Source organism: Tsuneonella deserti (assembly GCF_014644315.1).
GTDB classification, from domain to species: domain Bacteria; phylum Pseudomonadota; class Alphaproteobacteria; order Sphingomonadales; family Sphingomonadaceae; genus Tsuneonella; species Tsuneonella deserti.
Genome location: NZ_BMKL01000001.1, coordinates 2,111,282 through 2,128,660, shown reverse-complemented (window position 1 = coordinate 2,128,660; position 17,379 = coordinate 2,111,282). Strand labels below are relative to the sequence as shown.

The 17,379-nt window shown below is 65.8% G+C and carries 25 protein-coding genes and 1 tRNA gene; 6 read left to right on the top strand and 20 right to left on the bottom strand.

Annotated elements, in window-relative coordinates; translation table 11 throughout:
• Position 1: 1 nt before the first annotated feature.
• From IEW58_RS10485 to IEW58_RS10475, 3 genes are all read left to right on the top strand, one after another.
• Positions 2-1,111 (top strand): TrbI/VirB10 family protein, encoded by a 1,110-nt coding sequence (locus IEW58_RS10485; protein WP_229658542.1) that lies wholly within the window; start codon positions 2-4, stop codon positions 1,109-1,111.
• 1 nt (position 1,112) lies between these two features.
• A complete protein-coding gene (virB11, locus tag IEW58_RS10480; RefSeq protein WP_188645069.1) occupies positions 1,113-2,108 on the top strand; it encodes a P-type DNA transfer ATPase VirB11 in 996 nt (331 codons plus the stop codon).
• Positions 2,109-2,337: 229 nt separating this feature from the next.
• Positions 2,338-5,295 carry a TonB-dependent receptor gene (locus IEW58_RS10475; protein WP_188645068.1) on the top strand — a complete coding sequence of 986 codons (2,958 nt, stop codon included), beginning with the start codon at positions 2,338-2,340 and terminating at the stop codon, positions 5,293-5,295.
• 65 nt (positions 5,296-5,360) lie between these two features.
• Here the strand turns inward: IEW58_RS10475 and IEW58_RS10470 are convergent, their stop codons facing one another.
• The gene (locus IEW58_RS10470) at positions 5,361-6,101 is read right to left on the bottom strand and encodes a queuosine precursor transporter (RefSeq protein ID WP_188645067.1); all 741 of its coding nucleotides are present in this window, start codon (positions 6,099-6,101) and stop codon (positions 5,361-5,363) included.
• A 58-nt stretch (positions 6,102-6,159) separates the two neighbouring features.
• Here IEW58_RS10470 and IEW58_RS10465 point away from each other — a divergent pair.
• Positions 6,160-6,236 (top strand) — tRNA-Arg (locus IEW58_RS10465).
• Positions 6,237-6,297: 61 nt separating this feature from the next.
• On the opposite strand, the gene IEW58_RS10460 is transcribed toward IEW58_RS10465, so the two are convergent.
• From IEW58_RS10460 to leuC, 9 genes are all read right to left on the bottom strand, one after another.
• Positions 6,298-7,074: an NUDIX domain-containing protein gene (locus tag IEW58_RS10460; protein WP_188645066.1), complete on the bottom strand. Its 777-nt coding sequence runs from the start codon at positions 7,072-7,074 to the stop codon at positions 6,298-6,300.
• A gap of 309 nt (positions 7,075-7,383) precedes the next feature.
• Positions 7,384-7,713 carry a Grx4 family monothiol glutaredoxin gene (grxD, locus tag IEW58_RS10455; protein WP_188645065.1) on the bottom strand — a complete coding sequence of 110 codons (330 nt, stop codon included), beginning with the start codon at positions 7,711-7,713 and terminating at the stop codon, positions 7,384-7,386.
• A 33-nt stretch (positions 7,714-7,746) separates the two neighbouring features.
• Positions 7,747-7,980: a BolA/IbaG family iron-sulfur metabolism protein gene (locus IEW58_RS10450; protein ID WP_188645064.1), complete on the bottom strand. Its 234-nt coding sequence runs from the start codon at positions 7,978-7,980 to the stop codon at positions 7,747-7,749.
• Between the two features lie 4 nt (positions 7,981-7,984).
• A complete protein-coding gene (locus IEW58_RS10445; protein ID WP_188645063.1) occupies positions 7,985-8,308 on the bottom strand; it encodes a DUF1476 domain-containing protein in 324 nt (107 codons plus the stop codon).
• Positions 8,309-8,400: 92 nt separating this feature from the next.
• On the bottom strand, positions 8,401-9,399 hold the full coding sequence (locus IEW58_RS10440; RefSeq protein WP_188645062.1) for an NADPH:quinone oxidoreductase family protein: 999 nt from the start codon (positions 9,397-9,399) through the stop codon (positions 8,401-8,403).
• Between the two features lie 13 nt (positions 9,400-9,412).
• A complete protein-coding gene (gene leuD / locus IEW58_RS10435) occupies positions 9,413-10,015 on the bottom strand; it encodes a 3-isopropylmalate dehydratase small subunit (protein ID WP_188645061.1) in 603 nt (200 codons plus the stop codon).
• Positions 10,015-10,173, bottom strand: coding sequence for an isopropylmalate isomerase (locus IEW58_RS10430; protein WP_188645060.1), 159 nt, complete (start codon positions 10,171-10,173; stop codon positions 10,015-10,017). Before IEW58_RS10430 ends, leuD begins: the two co-directional genes overlap by 1 nt.
• 40 nt (positions 10,174-10,213) lie before the next feature.
• Positions 10,214-10,708 (bottom strand): DNA-deoxyinosine glycosylase, encoded by a 495-nt coding sequence (locus tag IEW58_RS10425; RefSeq protein ID WP_188645769.1) that lies wholly within the window; start codon positions 10,706-10,708, stop codon positions 10,214-10,216.
• Positions 10,705-12,138 carry a 3-isopropylmalate dehydratase large subunit gene (gene leuC, locus IEW58_RS10420; protein WP_188645059.1) on the bottom strand — a complete coding sequence of 478 codons (1,434 nt, stop codon included), beginning with the start codon at positions 12,136-12,138 and terminating at the stop codon, positions 10,705-10,707. Before leuC ends, IEW58_RS10425 begins: the two co-directional genes overlap by 4 nt.
• A 148-nt stretch (positions 12,139-12,286) precedes the next feature.
• Between leuC and IEW58_RS10415 the strand changes: the two genes are divergently transcribed.
• Positions 12,287-12,694 carry an acyl-CoA thioesterase gene (locus IEW58_RS10415; RefSeq protein WP_188645058.1) on the top strand — a complete coding sequence of 136 codons (408 nt, stop codon included), beginning with the start codon at positions 12,287-12,289 and terminating at the stop codon, positions 12,692-12,694.
• 58 nt (positions 12,695-12,752) lie between these two features.
• Here IEW58_RS10415 and IEW58_RS10410 read toward each other — a convergent pair whose 3' ends face one another.
• Complete coding sequence (locus tag IEW58_RS10410) at positions 12,753-13,169, bottom strand: hypothetical protein (RefSeq protein ID WP_188645057.1); 417 nt, start codon at positions 13,167-13,169, stop codon at positions 12,753-12,755.
• A gap of 123 nt (positions 13,170-13,292) precedes the next feature.
• Between IEW58_RS10410 and IEW58_RS10405 the strand changes: the two genes are divergently transcribed.
• Positions 13,293-13,832 carry a sterol desaturase family protein gene (locus IEW58_RS10405; RefSeq protein ID WP_188645056.1) on the top strand — a complete coding sequence of 180 codons (540 nt, stop codon included), beginning with the start codon at positions 13,293-13,295 and terminating at the stop codon, positions 13,830-13,832.
• Between the two features lie 24 nt (positions 13,833-13,856).
• Here the strand turns inward: IEW58_RS10405 and IEW58_RS10400 are convergent, their stop codons facing one another.
• From IEW58_RS10400 to pspB, 9 genes are all read right to left on the bottom strand, one after another.
• Complete coding sequence (locus tag IEW58_RS10400; RefSeq protein WP_229658541.1) at positions 13,857-14,651, bottom strand: N5-glutamine methyltransferase family protein; 795 nt, start codon at positions 14,649-14,651, stop codon at positions 13,857-13,859.
• A gap of 180 nt (positions 14,652-14,831) precedes the next feature.
• Complete coding sequence (locus IEW58_RS10395; protein ID WP_188645055.1) at positions 14,832-15,257, bottom strand: SufE family protein; 426 nt, start codon at positions 15,255-15,257, stop codon at positions 14,832-14,834.
• 49 nt (positions 15,258-15,306) lie between these two features.
• Positions 15,307-15,483: a hypothetical protein gene (locus IEW58_RS10390; RefSeq protein WP_188645054.1), complete on the bottom strand. Its 177-nt coding sequence runs from the start codon at positions 15,481-15,483 to the stop codon at positions 15,307-15,309.
• Positions 15,480-15,731 carry a hypothetical protein gene (locus IEW58_RS10385; protein WP_188645053.1) on the bottom strand — a complete coding sequence of 84 codons (252 nt, stop codon included), beginning with the start codon at positions 15,729-15,731 and terminating at the stop codon, positions 15,480-15,482. Before IEW58_RS10385 ends, IEW58_RS10390 begins: the two co-directional genes overlap by 4 nt.
• Before the next feature lie 28 nt (positions 15,732-15,759).
• Positions 15,760-16,032, bottom strand: a complete 273-nt coding sequence (locus tag IEW58_RS10380; protein WP_188645052.1) for a hypothetical protein — start codon at positions 16,030-16,032, stop codon at positions 15,760-15,762.
• Positions 16,029-16,364, bottom strand: a complete 336-nt coding sequence (locus tag IEW58_RS10375) for a hypothetical protein (protein WP_188645051.1) — start codon at positions 16,362-16,364, stop codon at positions 16,029-16,031. Before IEW58_RS10375 ends, IEW58_RS10380 begins: the two co-directional genes overlap by 4 nt.
• Entirely contained in the window at positions 16,364-16,675 is a 312-nt protein-coding gene (locus tag IEW58_RS10370; protein WP_188645050.1) for a hypothetical protein, read from the bottom strand. The genes IEW58_RS10375 and IEW58_RS10370 overlap by 1 nt, the downstream gene beginning before the upstream one ends.
• Positions 16,676-16,704: 29 nt before the next feature.
• Positions 16,705-17,082: an envelope stress response membrane protein PspC gene (gene pspC, locus IEW58_RS10365; protein ID WP_188645049.1), complete on the bottom strand. Its 378-nt coding sequence runs from the start codon at positions 17,080-17,082 to the stop codon at positions 16,705-16,707.
• Positions 17,079-17,375, bottom strand: a complete 297-nt coding sequence (pspB, locus tag IEW58_RS10360; RefSeq protein ID WP_188645048.1) for an envelope stress response membrane protein PspB — start codon at positions 17,373-17,375, stop codon at positions 17,079-17,081. Before pspB ends, pspC begins: the two co-directional genes overlap by 4 nt.
• Positions 17,376-17,379: the final 4 nt, after the last annotated feature.

The window sequence follows — 17,379 nt, the reverse complement described above, 5'->3', positions numbered from 1 at the left end:
GATGCGCCTAGCCATGCGCCTGCCCGCGAAAAACGCCGGCGCCCCGGTCGCCAACGACATCGATCCGCGCGAAGGCGAGACGGCCGAAATCATCGATCTCGCCAGCCGCAATGCCTTTCCGGCGGTCACCCAGCGCAAGGGCAGGTCCGATGGTCTCGGACTGGCGGCCGGCGTGGCCGTTATCGGCCTGCTTGGCGCGGTTACTCTGTGGTCGATGAACGCGGCGCGGACCGGCAAGACCGAGGACACCGCGGACCAGCGGCCGGCGATTGTGCAGCCGGTCGCCGTACCCGCCCAGGCGGTGACGGTTGTGCCGCCGGTCGCTCAGCCGCAGCCCGCCGGGATGCCGCGCAGCGACCCCGCGCCGCAGCCGGTGCTGTCGATGATGCCGGGAAGCCAGCCGATGCCGGCGGCCAATCCCTACGCCAACCCGACCGTGGTGTTCGACGCGGGCAATCTCGCCCAGCCGGCTGGGGAGGGCGTGGTCGCGCCGGGAGAGGCCGTCACCGCCAACGCGGGTGATTTCGCCAGCCGTGTGGGCGGAGTCGGCGGCGGCACGGCGCAGGCAAAAGCTATGGTCAATCCGCAGACCACGGTGACCCAGGGCACGCTGATCCCCGCCGTGCTCGAAACCGCGATCAACACCGACGTCCCGGGCTTCGTGCGGGCCGTCGTGAGCCAGGACGTGCGCAGCTTCGATGGCACGCGCGTGCTGGTGCCGCGCTCGAGTCGCCTGATCGGGCAGTACCAGTCGGGCCTGCAGGGCGGCCAGAAGCGCGCCTACGTCATCTGGACGCGGCTGATCCGCCCGGATGGCGCCTCGGTCAACATCGCCTCGCCGGCAGTCGGTTTCGACGGGACGACGGGACTGGCGGGCAGCGTCAACACGCACTTCTTCAAGCGTTTCGGTTCGGCGATGCTGCTGTCGGTGATCGGCGGCCTGGCGACCGGCGGCGCTTCGGTCGTCCTGGGCGGCGGGGCGAGCGCGGCGAGCACGGCGCTCCAGCAGGACGGGCAGATCGGGCCAACGGTGCGCGTGCGCCAGGGCGAACCGATCCGCGTGTTCACCGCGCGCGACCTCGATTTCAGCCAAGTCTCCGCGGTCAAGTGAGGTGACAGCGGAGGTGCATCCCCTGCCGCAGGCCGGCACGGGCGAGCGCAGCGTCTATCTCGATGCCTATCTCGCTCCGTTCGAGGAGTGGCTGGCGCGCGACACGGTGACCGAGATCATCGTCAACCGACCGGGGGAGGTGTGGATCGAGGACGCTGCCGAGCCGGGGATGCAGCGCATCGCCGCGCCGGGGATCGACGACCGGCTCGTCCAGCGGCTGGCCGAGCAGGTGGCGCGGGTCAGCCACCAGGGCATCAACCGCGAGCATCCGCTGCTCGGCGCCACGTTGCCAGACGGCGCGCGAGTTCAGTTCTGCGGCCCGCCGGCGGCGCGCAAGCACTGGGCGATGGCGATCCGCCGCCACCGGCGGCTCGACCTGCCGCTCGATGCCTACGACGCGGGGCCCCTTGCCAGCGCCGCTTCGCCCGATCTGCCGGATCCGCAGGCGGAGCCGATCGCCTACCTTCGCGAGACCATCCGGCAGCGCAAGACGATCCTGATCTCGGGCGGCACCAGCACCGGCAAGACGACTTTCCTCAATGCCATGCTGGGGGAAATCCCCGGCCACGAGCGCGTCATCCTGGTGGAGGATACTCCCGAACTGAAACTGCCAGGCGAGAACGGCGTCGGCCTGGTCGCGGTGAAGGGCGAGCTGGGCGAGGCCAAGGTGACCCCCAACGAGCTTCTCCAGGCAGCGCTGCGCCTGCGGCCCGACCGGATCGTGCTGGGCGAACTGCGCGGGGCCGAAAGCGTGAGCTTCCTGCGCGCCATCAACACCGGCCATCCGGGGAGTTTCTCGACCATCCATGCGAACAGCCTGCGCGGCGCGCTGGACCAGCTTGCGCTCATGGTCATGCAGACCGGCATCGGCCTCTCCCGGCACGACACCATCGCCTATGCTGCGAGCGTGATCGACGTGGTCGTCCAGCTTGGCCGCGATGGCGAGGGAAGGCGCGGGATCACCGCCATCGCCCCGAGCGAGACGCTCATCGACTGACGGGGCGATTGCGTCACCCCTGTTGCATTCGCGCCACCCCCAATTCCTCGCAACGATTTCCGTAGCGTAAACGCCCCGCCCGCGGTTCCAGGCCGTAGGGCAAGAAAGTTTCGTGGTAGCGGGCGGTGGCATACTGCAATGCTGCCTATTGCCAGCATACCGGAAATTGCATTAGCTTCGCTCTCGATAGAGGCCGCGATTACAGACGGCCCGATCGAGGAGAGGACTTATGAGGGTTAAGGCCGCCCTGCTTGCGGGCATCTGCGCGACCGTGGTCGCATTCCCAGTCCAGGCGCAGGACACGTCGCCCGAAAGTCCGCCGGATCAGACCGAGCGGCCTGGCCCCGTCGAGAGCGGCAACGTCATCGTCGTCACCGCGCAGCGTCGCGCGGAAGCGCTGCAGAACGTCCCGATCGCGGTCAGCGCCTTCAGCGAGGAAGCCCTCGAAGCGCAGCAGATCGACAACGCTTCCGACCTTCAGCTCACCCTGCCGAACGTGTCTTTCACGAAGGGCAACTTCACCGCTGCCAGCTTCACCATTCGCGGCATCGGCGACTTGTGCGTGGGCACTACGTGCGACTCGGCCACGGCAATTCACGTCAACGGCTCGCCCGTCTTCGGGACCCGTCTGTTCGAAACCGAGTACTTTGACCTTGAACGGATCGAGGTGCTGCGCGGACCGCAAGGCACCCTGTTCGGCCGCAACGCGACCGCGGGCGTGGTCAATATCGTTACCGCGAAGCCCGACCTCACCGGTTTCCACGCCAAGGGCGAAGCCGAATACGGCAACTACAATTCGATCAAGGCGAAGGCCATGATCAACCTGCCGATCGGCGAGACGCTGGGCGTGCGGGTGGCCGGCTTCTACCTCAACCGCGACGGCTACACATTCAATACCTTCAACAACACCCGGATCGACGACCGCGACATGTACGCGGTCCGCGGTTCGATCCGTTGGGAGCCGACGCCCACCACGACCCTCGATCTGATGGGCTATTACTTCCATGAACGCGATAACCGCATGCGCATTCAGAAGCAGCTGTGCCAGCGCGATCCCACCGGCGTCCTGGGATGCCTCAATGCGACCCGCAACTTCGAGAAAACGAACTTCAATTCGACGTTCGTGGGCACCCTCGGGTCGCAAGAATTCCTGAATATCTTCATTGGCCCCAGCGCGGCAGGCTTCGGCGCGAGCAGCCTCTACGGACCGGACGCATTTTCGGGTTATGTCGAGCCGAAGGATGTCCGCCGCGTGGGAACGCAGTTCACGCCGGAATACTTCGCCGACGAACTCCAGCTGCAGGCGCACCTGGACCAGGGCTTCGGTAACATGAACCTGTCGCTGACAGGCATGTACCAGGAGACCGAGGTCGATTCGCGCGAAGATTATTATCTCGGGATCCAGAATCGCAGCGTCCTGCAGGGCGCGCTCAACCAGTTGAGTGTGTTCGCGAACCCGAACCTCGTTGGTCCTGCCATCGCGTCGTACTTCGCACCACTCGCGGCCGGAATCATTCCCAATGGGCCTGCCGGCCAGCTGTGCACTTCGGATACGCGAGCTGACAATCTTGGTGCGTTCGAGGGATATTCGATCTGCGGGGACACGCCGGGCGCATTCGACCGTTCGAATGGCAAGGGCACTTCATGGTCTGCTGAAGCCATCCTCTCGAGCGACTTCGACGGACCGCTCAATTTCCTCGTCGGCGCCATCTATGCCAATTCGAAGGCAAAGGATGTCGACTATTACGTCAACGCCTTCGGGATCGATTACGTCACCGGTCTGCTGGGGTCGTTCACCGGCCTCGGATCGGTGCTTGACGCCGACCCGGCGAACAACCTGCCGCCGGGCTATTTTGCCACTTCGTTCTACCGTAATAACTCACCGTCGTTCACGCTGAAGAGCTACGGTATCTTCGGTGAAGTTTATTTCGACATCTCCGATCGTCTCAAGCTCACCGCAGGTCTGCGGTACAACAACGACAAGAAGTACATCAAAGCCCGCACTACCTTGGCGGCTTTCTTCAACCCCTACAGCAACGATGGAGATCCCTTCTCCAGTCCTTATTATCCGAACGTGACCTTGGGCGATCCATATGACGCCGACCCGGGCACCCCGGGCCTGCAGGATTACTCGATCAGGAACGTAGGGTTCGACAAGGTTACCGGGCGGGCTGTGCTCGACTTCCAGATGACGCCGAACAACCTGCTCTACGCCTCGTACTCGCGGGGCTACAAGTCCGGCGGCATCAACCCCCCGCTCTCGCCGATCTTCGCGGTGCCCGACAGCTTCGGGCCGGAAAAGATCGACGCGTTCGAGATCGGTTCGAAGAACACGTTCCTGAACGGAAGGCTGCAGGTCAACCTGACCGGATTCTACTATAAGTATTCGAGCCTGCAGCTCAGCCGCATCATCGCCCGGACCTCTGTCAACGACACGATCGATGCCAACATCTGGGGCGTCGAGCTGGAATCGATCATCCGGCCTTCGGATAACTGGCTGATCAACATGGGTCTGAGCTACCTCAATGCCGAGGTTGCCGGTGACCAGTTCTTCGCCAATCCGCGCGATCCGGGCGGCGGCGATCCGAACGCGGTGATCATCAAGGACATCACGAACGGCGCGCTGTGCGCGGTGACCGGTCCGTCGAAGGCCGCTACCAACGGCTTCGTGGCGTACTTCAACTCGCTGATCGGTCTGCGGGCGCCCACGGCGTTCCCGGACAACTCGGGAATTGCATCGACCGGGGCGTTCAGCATCTGCGAACAGCTCGAAGCGTTTGCCCCCGCGGGCATCGACGTTCTCAGCCCGGGCGTCGAGGTAAACCTGAAGGGCAACAAGTTGCCCCAGGCTCCCGAGTTCAAGGCTTCGCTAGGTGTCCAGTACACCTACGAGTTCATGAACTCGATGACGCTGGTCCCGCGGTTCGACGTCTCGATGACGGGCACGCAGTACGGCAACGTCTTCAACGGCAGCGTCAACCGGATTGCGCCGTTTACTCAGGCAAACGCGCAGATCCAGTTGAACGGACCGGACGACAAGTGGTTCGTACGCGCCTTCGTGCAGAACATCTTCGATTCAGACTCGGTAACGGGCCTGTATGTGACCGATGCTTCTTCGGGCAACTACACGAACATCTTCACGCTCGAACCGCGGCGCTACGGCATCGCGGCCGGGGTGAGCTTCTGATCGCTTGACCGGTTGGAGGGGGAGGAAGGGCCGGACCGCGAGGTCTGGCCCTTTTCCTTTGCGCGCTACCGGCCAGACCGTCCGAAGGGCGAGAAATCGGTGCCCTCATCGAACACCTCCACGCCCTCGCGCCGCTTGAGAGCGCCCACCACAACGTAGGTGACCGGCGTCAGCGCCGCTTCCCAGGCCGTCTTGATCGCCCACTGCGAGAGGACGACCTGCATCAACTGTTCGGGCGGCCAGCCGGCGAGGCCATAGAAGGCCAGCGGATAGAAGATCAGGCTATCGAGCCCCTGGCCGACGATCGTGGAGCCGATCGTGCGGGTCCACAGCAGCCTCCCGCCGGTCCATACCTTCATCCGGGCAAGGACGAAGCTGTTGGCGAACTCCCCGACCCAGAAGGCGATCATGGAAGCGGCCACGATGCGCCACGAATTGCCGAACACGAACTCGTAGGATGCCTGCCCGGGCCACCCCTTGGCGGGTGGCAGGGAGACAACCACGAAGGCCATGAAAGCCATGAACGCGAGCGCCGCGAACCCGGCCCAGATGACCCGCCGCGCGCGGGCATATCCGTACACTTCGGTCAGCACGTCGCCGATGATGTAGCTGATCGGGAAGAACAACACGCCCGCGCCAAACGACCACTCGGTCCCGCCGGGCAGGACGAGGTAGCTTGGCTTCGATGCGCCGATGATGTTCGACAGCAGCAGGATCGCGACGAACGCCGCCATCACGAGGTCGTAGTAGCGGAAATGGCGCGGGGCCGCGGCCTCGCCTTCGATGCGGGTCACTTGATCGCTCATTTCGTGCGGTTATCCCGATTTCAGCTTCGCGAAAAGCGCGCTATGCGCGGCGCAGCGCGCGCCCGTAGTTCAACTGGATAGAGCACGAGCCTTCTAAGCTTGGAGTTGCAGGTTCGAGTCCTGCCGGGCGCGCCAACCTGCCTTTTCGCCCCCGACGCGCGATTGAGGTGTCCGCGTAGCGCGGCGGGCCGGCCAGTCAGGCGCGGTGGGCCGAAGTGAGCGGTTCGCCATCGACCGGGTAGCCGGCGTCGGCCGGGATCGCCAGCCAGCGCTCGCCGCCGCGTTCCTCCATCCAGGGAGTGATCGTGCGGACCGGGATCGCCTCGGCATGGGCGCGGGCTTCCTCGAAAGAGGCAAACTGGGCCAGGCGTTCCAGGTTTCGGCGGGTGGGGTAGATGACCGAAAGATCGCCCCGCTCGGCCGCTTCCAGCGCCTCGGCCGCGCCCGACCAGAACAGGTGCGTGTTCTCGGTCGCGTCGATCTCGAGCTCGACCGCGCCAGTCCCGAGGTCGGCGAGGTAAAAGCGCGTGTCGAATACCCGCGGCAGGCGCTCGTTCTTGGGATGCCAGCGGGCGAACGGGACCAGCGCGTCCAGAGCGAGCGTCCAGCCCATTGCTTCGAGCACCGGGGCAAGCGCCCCTTGCTCGAGCAGCAGCGCGCGGGCCTCGCGCGCGTGGGCGTCGGTCGCGCCTTCGGCGATGCCGATGACCAGGCCGGTTTCCTCCAGCGTCTCCCGCACGGCGGCAATGCGGTGAGCTGCTTCGTCGAGGTCGAACGCGGTGCCCAAAGTCTCCGCCAGCGCGTAGTCTTCGGGATCGACCCTGCCGCCCGGAAACACGGCCATGCCTCCGGCAAAGCTCATCGCGCGGTCGCGGGTGACCATGAGGATCTGCGGTGCGCCGCCATCGGGTGCGCGGCGAAAGACGACGACTGTCGCGGCCGGGATCGAAGCGGGCTGGTCGGATGTATCCATGACCGGACTTTGGCGAGCGATGGGTTGCTTGCCAAGACCGATTGTATCGTGCGCCGGCGTCGGAAAAATTTACACCTGTCACGGCGTGCGCGCGGCGTTAACCATGGATGTGGCTGGAAAGACGGCTGAAACAGGAATTGGCACAAGACGTGCTAGATAACCGTCACCCAAACAGTCTTTGCAAACGAGGCGGAACCCAGTCTCCCGGTTCCGCCTCCCCGATCGGCCCAAGACCCAAAAAAGAAACCCGTCCGGCCTACCCAGCCGGACGGGTTTTTCTTTGCGCCGCAAGAATGGGAGAGAGGGCGTTCAGCCTTCCTGCGTGACGCCCTTGTCGGCCAGCATCTGCTGCAGCTCGCCCGCCTCGTACATTTCCATCATGATGTCGCTGCCGCCGACGAACTCGCCGCCGACGTAGAGCTGCGGGATGGTCGGCCAGTCGCTGTAGCCCTTGATCCCCTGGCGGATCTCCATGTCCTGCAGCACGTCCACGGTTTCGTACTTCGCGCCGCAATGGTCGAGAATGGCGATCGCGCGGCTGGAGAAGCCGCACTGCGGAAACAGCGGCGTTCCCTTCATGAACAGGACCACGTCGTTACCTTTGACGATGTCGCTGATGCGCTGGTTGACGTCGGACATGAGCGAACCCTCCTGGTGGTGCTGACTTGCTGTTCAGTTGGGAACGGCGGTTGTCAGTTGCAAGGCGTGGAGGGCGCCGCCCATGCGGCCCCCAAGCGCCTCGTACACCAGCTTGTGCTGGGCAACGCGTGACAGTCCCGCGAACGCAGGCGAGACGACATGCGCAGCGTAGTGGTCTCCGTCCCCGGCAAGATCGCGGATTTCCACCACCGCATCGGGCAGCGCCGCGCGGATCAGCGCCTCGATCTCGGCCGCCGCCATCGCCATGCGATCAGCTCTCGCTCATCAGCTGGCGGCGCGCCTCGACCGATTTTTCGTCGAGCGCCGCGCGGACCTCCGCCTCGTCGACATCGCAACCCGCGCCGGTGAGATCGCCCAGGACCTTGCGGATCACGTCCTCGTCGCCGGCTTCCTCGAAGTCGGCCTGGACCACCGCCTTTGCATAAGCATCGGTTTCTTCAGGGGTCAGGCCCATCTTTTGCGCGGCCCACTGGCCGAGCAACCGATTGCGCCGCGCCGCGATGCGGAAGGCGGTTTCCTCGTCCATCGCGAACTTGCGTTCCTCGCCGCGCTCGCGATCGTCAAAAGTGGTCATGGTTGCCCTTTGAAAGAAGTCTGTGTGCGGGCAGGCATAGGGCGCGCGCGCGGGAGCGGCAAGACCGCTCGGGCGCGCACCCGGCCTCCGCGCTACTCCATCGTGACGACGAGCTTGCCCACAGCCTCGCGGTTTTCCAGCTTGGCGATCGCTTCTCCTCCGCGTTCCAGCGGGAAAGTCTCGGAGATCAACGGATCAATCTTGCCGGCCTTGAGAAGCTCGAACAACTCGGCCGCCTGGGCGCGGAACTTCTCCGGCTCGCGCGCGGTGAAAGCGCCCCAGAACACGCCGCAGATGTCGCAGCTCTTGAGCAGGGTGAGGTTGAGCGGCATCCTGGGGATGCCGGCCGGGAAGCCGACCACGAGGAACCGGCCCTCCCACGCGATGGCGCGCAGCGCGGGTTCGGAATATTGTCCTCCAACGATGTCGTAGACGATGTTCGCACCGTTCGGCCCGCACGCGGCCTTGAAGCGGTTGGCGAGATCCTTCGACGCGTCCTTATCCATCGCCTCGCGCGGGTAGATCACCACCTCGTCGGCTCCGGCGCGCCGGGCGACTTCGCCCTTCTCCTCGCTGGAAACCGCCGCGATGACGCGTGCGCCGAACGCCTTGCCGAGCTCGACCGCCGATAGGCCGACCCCGCCCGCCGCGCCGAGGACGAGCATGACATCCCCGGGCTTGATGTGGCCGCGATCCTTCAGCCCGTGGATCGTGGTGCCATAGGTCATCATCAGCGACGCGGCCTTTTCCAGCGGCACCCCGTCGGGCACGGGGAACAGGCGCTGCGCGTCGACGGCGATCTTCTCGACCAGGCCGCCGTTGCCGATGCCGCCGAACACCCGGTCGCCCACCTTGAAGCGCTCGACGCCTTCGCCGACCGCCTCGACCACGCCGGCGATCTCGCCGCCCGGCGCGAACGGCCGCTCGGGCTTGAACTGGTAGAGATCGCGGATGATCAGCGTGTCGGGGAAGTTGATCGCGCAGGCCTTTACCGCGACCACCACCTGGCCCTTGCCCGGCACCGGATCAGGAAGCTCGTCAAGGGTAAGGGTTTCCGGTCCGCCAACGGCGTGAGTGCGCAGTGCTTTCATGTGTTCGTAGCCTTCATGCAGCTTTGTCGGTTCCGTGCGCCAGCCACGGCATCTCGCGTGCCTGGCGGCCTTCGTAGTTCGCGATCGCGGTATCCCGCGCGAGCGTCAGGCCGACTTCGTCGAGCCCTTCCAGCAGGCATTGCTTGCGAAAAGGATCGATCGCGAACGCGAAGCGATCCTGGAAGGGCGTCGTGACGACCTGCGATTCAAGGTCGACGGCGATCGGGTCGGTCCGCGCGATTTCGATCAGCCTGTCGACCTGCTCCTGCGGCAGGGCCACGGTGAGGATGCCGTTCTTGAACGCGTTGCCCGAGAAGATGTCCGAAAAGCTGGGCGCAATGACTGCGCGCACGCCCATGTCGCGCAGGGCCCAGGCCGCGTGCTCGCGGCTCGATCCGCAGCCGAAGTTGTCGCCGGCGATCAGGATCGGGGCGCCGGCAAACTGCGGATCGTCGAACACGTTGCCGGGCTCGGCCCGCACGGTCTCGAACGCCCCGCGGCCAAGCCCATCGCGGGTGACGGTCTTGAGCCAGTGCGCGGGGATGATGACGTCGGTATCGACGTTTCGGGCGCCGAACGGGATCGCCCGGCCGTCTACCTCGCGCAAAGGCTCCATCAGTCGGTTTCCGGCGGCTCGCCGGAGGGAATGGAGGGAAGCTGATCGGGCGTTTTGCGCTCCTTGCGCTTGTTCGCATAGAGCAGCGCGGCGGCGATGGCGGCGGAGCCGATAGCCGCACCCGCGGCGATGGCCTTGCCGGAAATCTTGCTGGTCATGGATATATCCATGCGGCGCTGCGGATAGGGGCGCAAGGGGTCAGGCGAGGAAATCGGCTAGACGGGCCCAAAGCCGCTCTTTGTCGGCCAGTGGCATCGCCGCGTACGCGGGAGAGGAGGACGGCAGGTCGATCAGCGCAAGCCTGCTTGCGGCGAGCTGCGGCCGGCCGATGGCGGCGCTGGTCCGACCATTGAAGCCGACCGCGCGCAAATCGGGCAACGTGGCGACCAGTTCGGCCAATGGCGCATGGTCGGCCTCGCGGATCGCCGCGTCGAGGCTGCCCTCGCGCCGCGCGGAAGCGACCGTATCCCACAAGGCGATCCGGGCAACCTTCAACGCATCGAGCCGCGCCTCGTAGGCGAGCGAGACAAGATCCTGGCCGATTGTGTGTCCCACCAGATGCCAGAAGCGATTGCGCGGGTGCGCGTAGTAACGCCGCTCGGCGAGCGAGGCCTCGCCCGGCAGGCTGCCGAGGATCAGGACCCGCGCGTCCCGCTCCGCGACCGGGGCGAATGCGGATTTGCGTTCGCTCAGCCGACCAGCTCGCGCACGTCGGTCAACTTGCCGGTCACGGCGGCAGCGGCGGCCATGGCGGGAGACAGGAGGTGGGTGCGCGCGCCCGGTCCCTGGCGCCCGACGAAGTTGCGGTTGCTCGTCGAGGCGCAGCGTTCGCCCGGCGGGACCTTGTCCGGGTTCATCGCGAGGCACGCCGAGCAGCCGGGTTCCCGCCATTCCAGTCCGGCCTCGATGAATACCTGGTCGAGGCCCTCGGCCTCGGCCTGCGCCTTCACCAGGCCCGAGCCGGGCACGACGATCGCCCATTTGACGCCTTCGGCCTTGCGGCGGCCGCGAAGCACCTGGGCGGCAGCGCGCAAGTCCTCGATCCGGCTGTTGGTGCAGCTTCCGATGAAGACGTTCTCGATCGGCACTTCAGCGAGTTTCTGGCCCGGCTCCAGCCCCATGTAGGCCAGGCTCCGGCGAACCGCGTCGCGCTTGCCGGGGTCAGCGAAGCTGTCGGGATGCGGCACGCTCGCCCCGATGGGCGCGACGTCCTCCGGGCTGGTCCCCCAGGTGACCGTGGGCTCGATCTCGCGGGCGTCGATCACCACCGACTTGTCGAAGCGCGCGCCGGGATCGGTGCCCAGGCTGCGCCACCAGGCGACCGCGCGGTCCCAGGCATCACCGCGCGGGGCGAAGGGGCGCCCCTCGAGATAAGCGAACACCGTTTCGTCGGGCGCGATCAGGCCCGCGCGGGCGCCGGCCTCGATGCTCATATTGCAGACTGTCAGCCTTCCCTCGACGCTCATCGCGTCGAACACCGGGCCGCGATATTCCATGACGTGGCCGGTCCCGCCGGCGGTCCCGATGCGGCCGATGATATGCAGGATCAGGTCCTTGGCGGTCACGCCTGCGGGGAGCTCTCCCTCGACCCGCACTTCCATCGTCTTCGACGGCTGCAGCAGCAGCGTCTGGGTCGCCAGCACGTGCTCGACCTCGCTGGTGCCGATGCCGAATGCCAGCGCGCCGATGCCCCCGTGCGATGCAGTATGGCTATCGCCGCAGACGATGGTCGCGCCCGGAAGCGAGAAGCCCTGTTCGGGACCCACGACGTGGACGATGCCCTGCGCCGCATCGGTGGGCCCGATGTAGGCGATGCCGAATTCGGGCGCGTTGCGTTCGAGTGCGGCAAGCTGCGCAGCGCTTTCGGGATCGGCGATGGGAAGGCGATTGCCCGAAGCGTCGCGCCGCGCGGTGGTCGGCAGGTTGTGATCGGGCACCGCCAGCGTCAGATCCGGGCGGCGCACCGTCCGTCCGGCGATACGGAGCGCCTCGAAAGCCTGCGGACTTGTCACCTCGTGCACCAGGTGACGGTCGATGTAGACCAGGCTGGTACCGTCCTCCCGCGTCTCGACGACGTGGGCGTCCCAGATCTTTTCGTAGAGCGTGCGCGGGCGGCTGGCCATGCCGGTTGGCTAGGCCCGCGGACGGAACACGGACAAGATGGGAAATCTTGTCCTCGGTAGCGGTGGGCGTTTAGCCGAAACCTCGCCGCAAGGTGAACGAGTCGCGATAGGCATGGAATTACGGGCTCGCCGTAGCTAGCTTACACGCATGTCAGCAGCCCCTTTCAGCTTCCCGATTCGCATCGTGCCTGCGGACATCGATTTCATGGGGCACGTGAACAACGCGCGCTATCTCGGCTGGGTGCAGGACGCGGTACTGGCCCACTGGAACAAGCTCGCCCCGGCCGAGGCGGTGGCCGAGCGGCTGTGGGTCGCCCTGAAGCACGAGATCACTTACCGGCGCCCTGCTTTCCTGGAAGACGACGTCATCGCGCGCACGGTGCTCGAAAAGATCCACGGCGCGCGCGCATTCTACCACACGGTCATCGAGCGCGGGGAAGAGGTGCTGGCCGAAGTGCGATCGAGCTGGTGCTGCGTCGACGCAGGCACCCTGCGGCCGGCGCGGATCGGCGAGGAAATCGCCCGCTTCTTCTTTCCGACCGCCGAGCAGGGCTGACGCGACGAAGGCGCCGCCGCTCGCTTGAGCGGGGCGCCTTCGATTGACCGGTCGGTCCTTACCAGCGGCGGCCGTCGTTATCGCGGCGTTCGTACGCGACACGCTGATGGAGGCGCTGGATGCGGTCCCGAAGGATGCGCGACTCTCCGCGCGACAGGCCGTCGCGGGCGTAGTTGCGATACTGGTAGCGCAAGTCGGATGCCGCGCGGCGGAGGGTGGCCGCCTCGCGCTCGGAAATGCGGTCGCGGTTGTCGAGATGCCGGACGCGCTGCTCGAGCTGCTCGATCTGCACGCGAATGGCGTTGGCCTCTCCGCGATCGTACCGGTCATAACGGTCGTAGCGATCGTTGTAGTCCCGCCGCTGTTCGTAGCGGTCATGGTTCTGCGAATAGACCTGCGCCTGCGCAGGCATGGCGGAGGCGAGCACGGCGCTGCCGAGCAAGGCGGAAAGGATGATTCGGGCGCGGGTATTCATGTCGCAGTTCCTTTTTTGTTGGGGGCCGGTGCCTGGCCTCGCGTTCATGAATGGGGCTGCGAATATGAACGGATCGCGAATGCAATTGACGGTTTGCGGCAAGAAACCGTCGCGGACGGTGCGATGATCGCCTATATCGACCGGGTGTTGCCGATTGCTGCCTTTGCCATAACCCTCGCCGCGCTGGTCGGGATGGAGCTGGTCGTCTGGGCCAGCCACAAATATGTCATGCACGGGTTCGGCTGGGGCTGGCACCGCGACCATCACGAGCCCCACGATGGCGCACTCGAGAAGAACGACCTCTATGCGCTGGTCGGCGCGGCGATCAGCATATCGATGTTCGCGCTCGGCAGCCCGCTGGTGATGGGCACGAATGCCTGGTGGCCGGGCACGTGGATCGGGCTCGGGGTGCTGCTCTACGGGGTGATCTACACGCTGGTGCACGACGGGCTGGTCCACCAGCGCTGGTTCCGCTGGGTGCCCAGGCGCGGCTATGCCAAGCGGCTGGTCCAGGCGCACAAGCTTCACCACGCGACGATCGGCAAGGAAGGCGGTGTAAGCTTCGGGTTCGTCCTCGCCCGCGATCCGGCGCGGCTCAAGGCCGAGCTTCGGCGCCAGCGCGAGGCGGGCATCGCGGTGGTGCGCGACAGCGCCGACGCCTGACCGGCCCCCAATCCGGCTCTTCCTTCAGTTCCTGGTGATGACCGCTGCGACTGCGGCGATGCGCTCCACGTCCCGGTAGGGCGGCTTTTCCAGCTCCTCTCCGAAGACATCCGGGTCGAGCTCGCGATACCGCAGCGAGCAGCCGAGCCCGGGCAGGTCGCGGGCGAGGGCGGCGCGCAGTTCGTCTTCGCCATCGATGATGGAGACGCCGGTGTAGAGCACCATGTGGCCTCCGGGCGCGAGCCGGCGGGCTGCCTCCAGCGCCCAGTCGAACGATAACCGCGCGCCATGCATGTTGCCCCCATCGCGGTAGGCGCGCCCTTTTTCGTCCATGATATAGGGCGGGTTGGCGAGGATGAGGTCGATCGGTCCGTCAACCCGGTCCAGCCCCTCTCCTTCGACCAGTTCGGCCTCGACCCCGGCGAACGCGGCGTTGATCCGCGCGAGGCGGAGAGCCGCCTGGTTCACGTCGGTGAGCGTGAGGCGCGCGCCGGAACACAGCTTCGCTGCGACAATCCCGCCCGCGCCGGTGCCCGCGCCGACATCGACGATCCTCCGTTTGGGGCCAAGGCCCGGCAGTTCGTTTTCGATGAGGGCGGCATAGCGATAGGTGTCAGGTCCAAAGAACACGGCGTCTTCGCTGGAGGTGGGATAGGCCGAATGCAGGAACAGCCGTTGGCCAAGGCTGGACACACGGAACCTGCTGCGGAAACCTTCGGAACAAGACTCGAGCGCATCGGCACGGCGCAGCAGGTCGAGCAATTCGGCGGGAAGGGCGTCCGGCCGGAAGGGCATGCTCCACCCCAGAACGTCGCGCACGCTTGCTGCCGGCGGCCTCTTGCGGACCACCCTGGCGTGGGTCGCGGGAGTGACCGAGCGGAAGGCGTAGTTCTCCTGCGAGAGCCACGCGAGCAGCTCCAGCAGATGCGCTTCGGATGAATCGTGAGGCAGCGTGCCCTCCCAGCTATCGGGGGGTTAACTCGCTCCTGCCCGATTGGTTCACGCGCGCCGAACGGGCGACTCGCCTGCCAGCCGCGCGGCATGCGCCTGGACGAGCGCGATCATGTTGGGAACGCCCTGAGTACGGTTCGAACTGAGCTGGTTCTTCAGATCGAACGGCGCCAGCGCTTTCGCCACATCCATCGCCGCCACTTCAGCGGCGGACCGGTCCTGCACGGCGGCGATCACCAGCGCGACGATTCCCTTGGTGATCGCGGCGTTGCTGTCGGCGAGGAAATGGAGCTTCTCCGCATCCCCGGTGGGATAGACCCACACGCTGGCCGAGCAGCCCCGTACGAGGGTGGCGTCGGTCTTCAGCGCATCGGGCATCGGCTCGAGCTCGCGGCCAAGCTCGATCAACAGGCGGTAACGGTCGTCGGGATCGAGGAAATCGTATTCCTCTGCGATGTCGGCAAGGTCGCGCATGGCGCGCGCCGTAGCCGAGCGGGCGGGCGCGGCCTAGTCCCGGCTGGGTTCAGCCGGACAACCCTCCCGGGCGGGTGAGGGCATAGTAGATCACATAGAACCAGCCGAGGAATCCCTGGATCGCGGCCCACACGATCGACTTATGCAAGCTCCAGCTGATGGCCACCGCGATAGCGCTGCCAAGTCCGATGCCGGCCTGCGCCGCACCGTTGCGGACCGCGCTCACAGATCGACCCCGCTGGCGATGGCCTCGAGCTTGCGGATTCGTTCCTTGAGGTCGCTGATCTCGATCCGGGCGGCGCCGAGCGCGCTCCCCGTTTCGGGCCCGCTGTGCCGTTCGCGGAGGTGGTTCACACCGCGTTCGAGCTCGTGCTCCTTGAGTGCGAGCCAGCCCTGCCACCCGCGCAGGGTCGCGAAGGCGACGATCGCGATGGCGGTCAGCGATGTGGCGGCAAGAACAATCTGTTGGTCCATCTGCCAGGTCCTTGTTGCACCGTGATGTTCAGGATTGGCGCGTGTCGCGCAGAGCTTCGATTTCTTCGGCCACGCGGCGGCTTTCGAGCGCGGTCGTCGTGTTCGCGTCCGTCGCAATACGCTCGAGCACGCGGACCCGTTCGCGCAAGTCCTCGACTTCGCGGCGCAGCGCGACGTTCTCGGCAGTGTCCGGCAATGCCTCGGGCGGGGAAGATCGCCGGTCGGTGTTGTACTTCACGATCCGCATGATCATGACCGCGAGGATGGCGATGATCGCGACGAGGGCAGTTCCGGGGCTCATTGCACCTTCTCCGATCCGTCCCGCAGCCGCTCGATCTCGTGAGTGAGACGGTAGCCGCCATCGGTGACGATCCGTTCGACCGTTTCCAGCCGTTCGCGCATCGAGCCGACCTGAGCCTTGAGCTGGGCGTTTTCCTGCGTGAGCAAGCTGACCCGCTCTTCCGCTTCGGCGGTGGTGCTGGGCCGGAGAGGCTGGCCCCACATGCTCTGCAGCGGATAGCCGTGACGGATTTTGAGCTTGGTCGTGTGAACCCAGCCATAAACCAGCGCCCCGGTCACCAGCACGGCCGCGATCAGGCAGAAGGTTATCAGCATGACGACTTCATCTGGCATCACACGCGCTCCCGCCGAATATTGTCGATCGCCACTCCGTTGTCAGAGCTCTCAACCCGGCGCTGGTCGCGCAGCGCCTCGATCTGGGTCGCCACGTCGTAGCCGCGGTCGGTCACGATCCGCTCCAGGACGCGCACACGGTCCTCCAGCTCGGCCACGTGGCTGACGTACTGGGCGGCCTTTTCGGCGCTGCTTTCCGCGGTCGCGTGAAGGCGCTTTTCCTCCAGCTTGCTGCGGCTCCTGACCCAGACGATCCCGAAGACCATCAGGAAGGGTGCCATCACCGCCACGAGCCCGGTCAAATCTTCCATTTCAAAATTCCCCTCGAAGAGCGGCGGTTTCAGCGCAGCCGCTCGATTTCAGCCGAAAGGCGCGGATTGCTGGTGACGTAGTACGTCTCCACGTCGGCCAGGCGGCGGTCGATCTCGCGGAACTTGCCGCGGATCTCGCGCGCAGTGCGCTGCGGGCTCTGGCGGACGCGCTGCCAGTACCTCTGCTCTTCGTGATCGACGTAGAGGTGCGCCGGCTTCTTGTTCAGGACCATCCCGGCCAGGAAATATCCCGGCAGCAGGATCGGCGCGACCGTCAGCAGCAGGATGATGAAGGCGAGCCGGACCCACAGGACGTTGACCCCGGTGTAGTCCGCGATGCCCGAGCATACGCCGAGCAGCTTGGCATTCTGCTTGTCGCGGTAGAGCGTGGTGCGCGGGCTGTTCACGAGCGGGCTCCCTTCTTTTCGGCAATCATGCGGTCGAGTTCGCGCAGCGGCTCGTCGTCGAGCTCGCGCTCGTGAGTCAGGCGAGCGGGCTTGAACTCGGGGTTGTCCGAGGCAACGAGGCGTTCCACGGTTTCCATCCGGTCGTTGAGGCGCTTGGCGAGGTGGTACAGCTCATCCAGCAGCGATTCGTCGTCGGTCGTGATGGTCGAAGCGGTCTTCCACTTCGTGATGTAGTGGAGAATGATCCACGGAAGGGCGATGAAAAGTATCGCCACGACTACTATGGTATCCACGGCC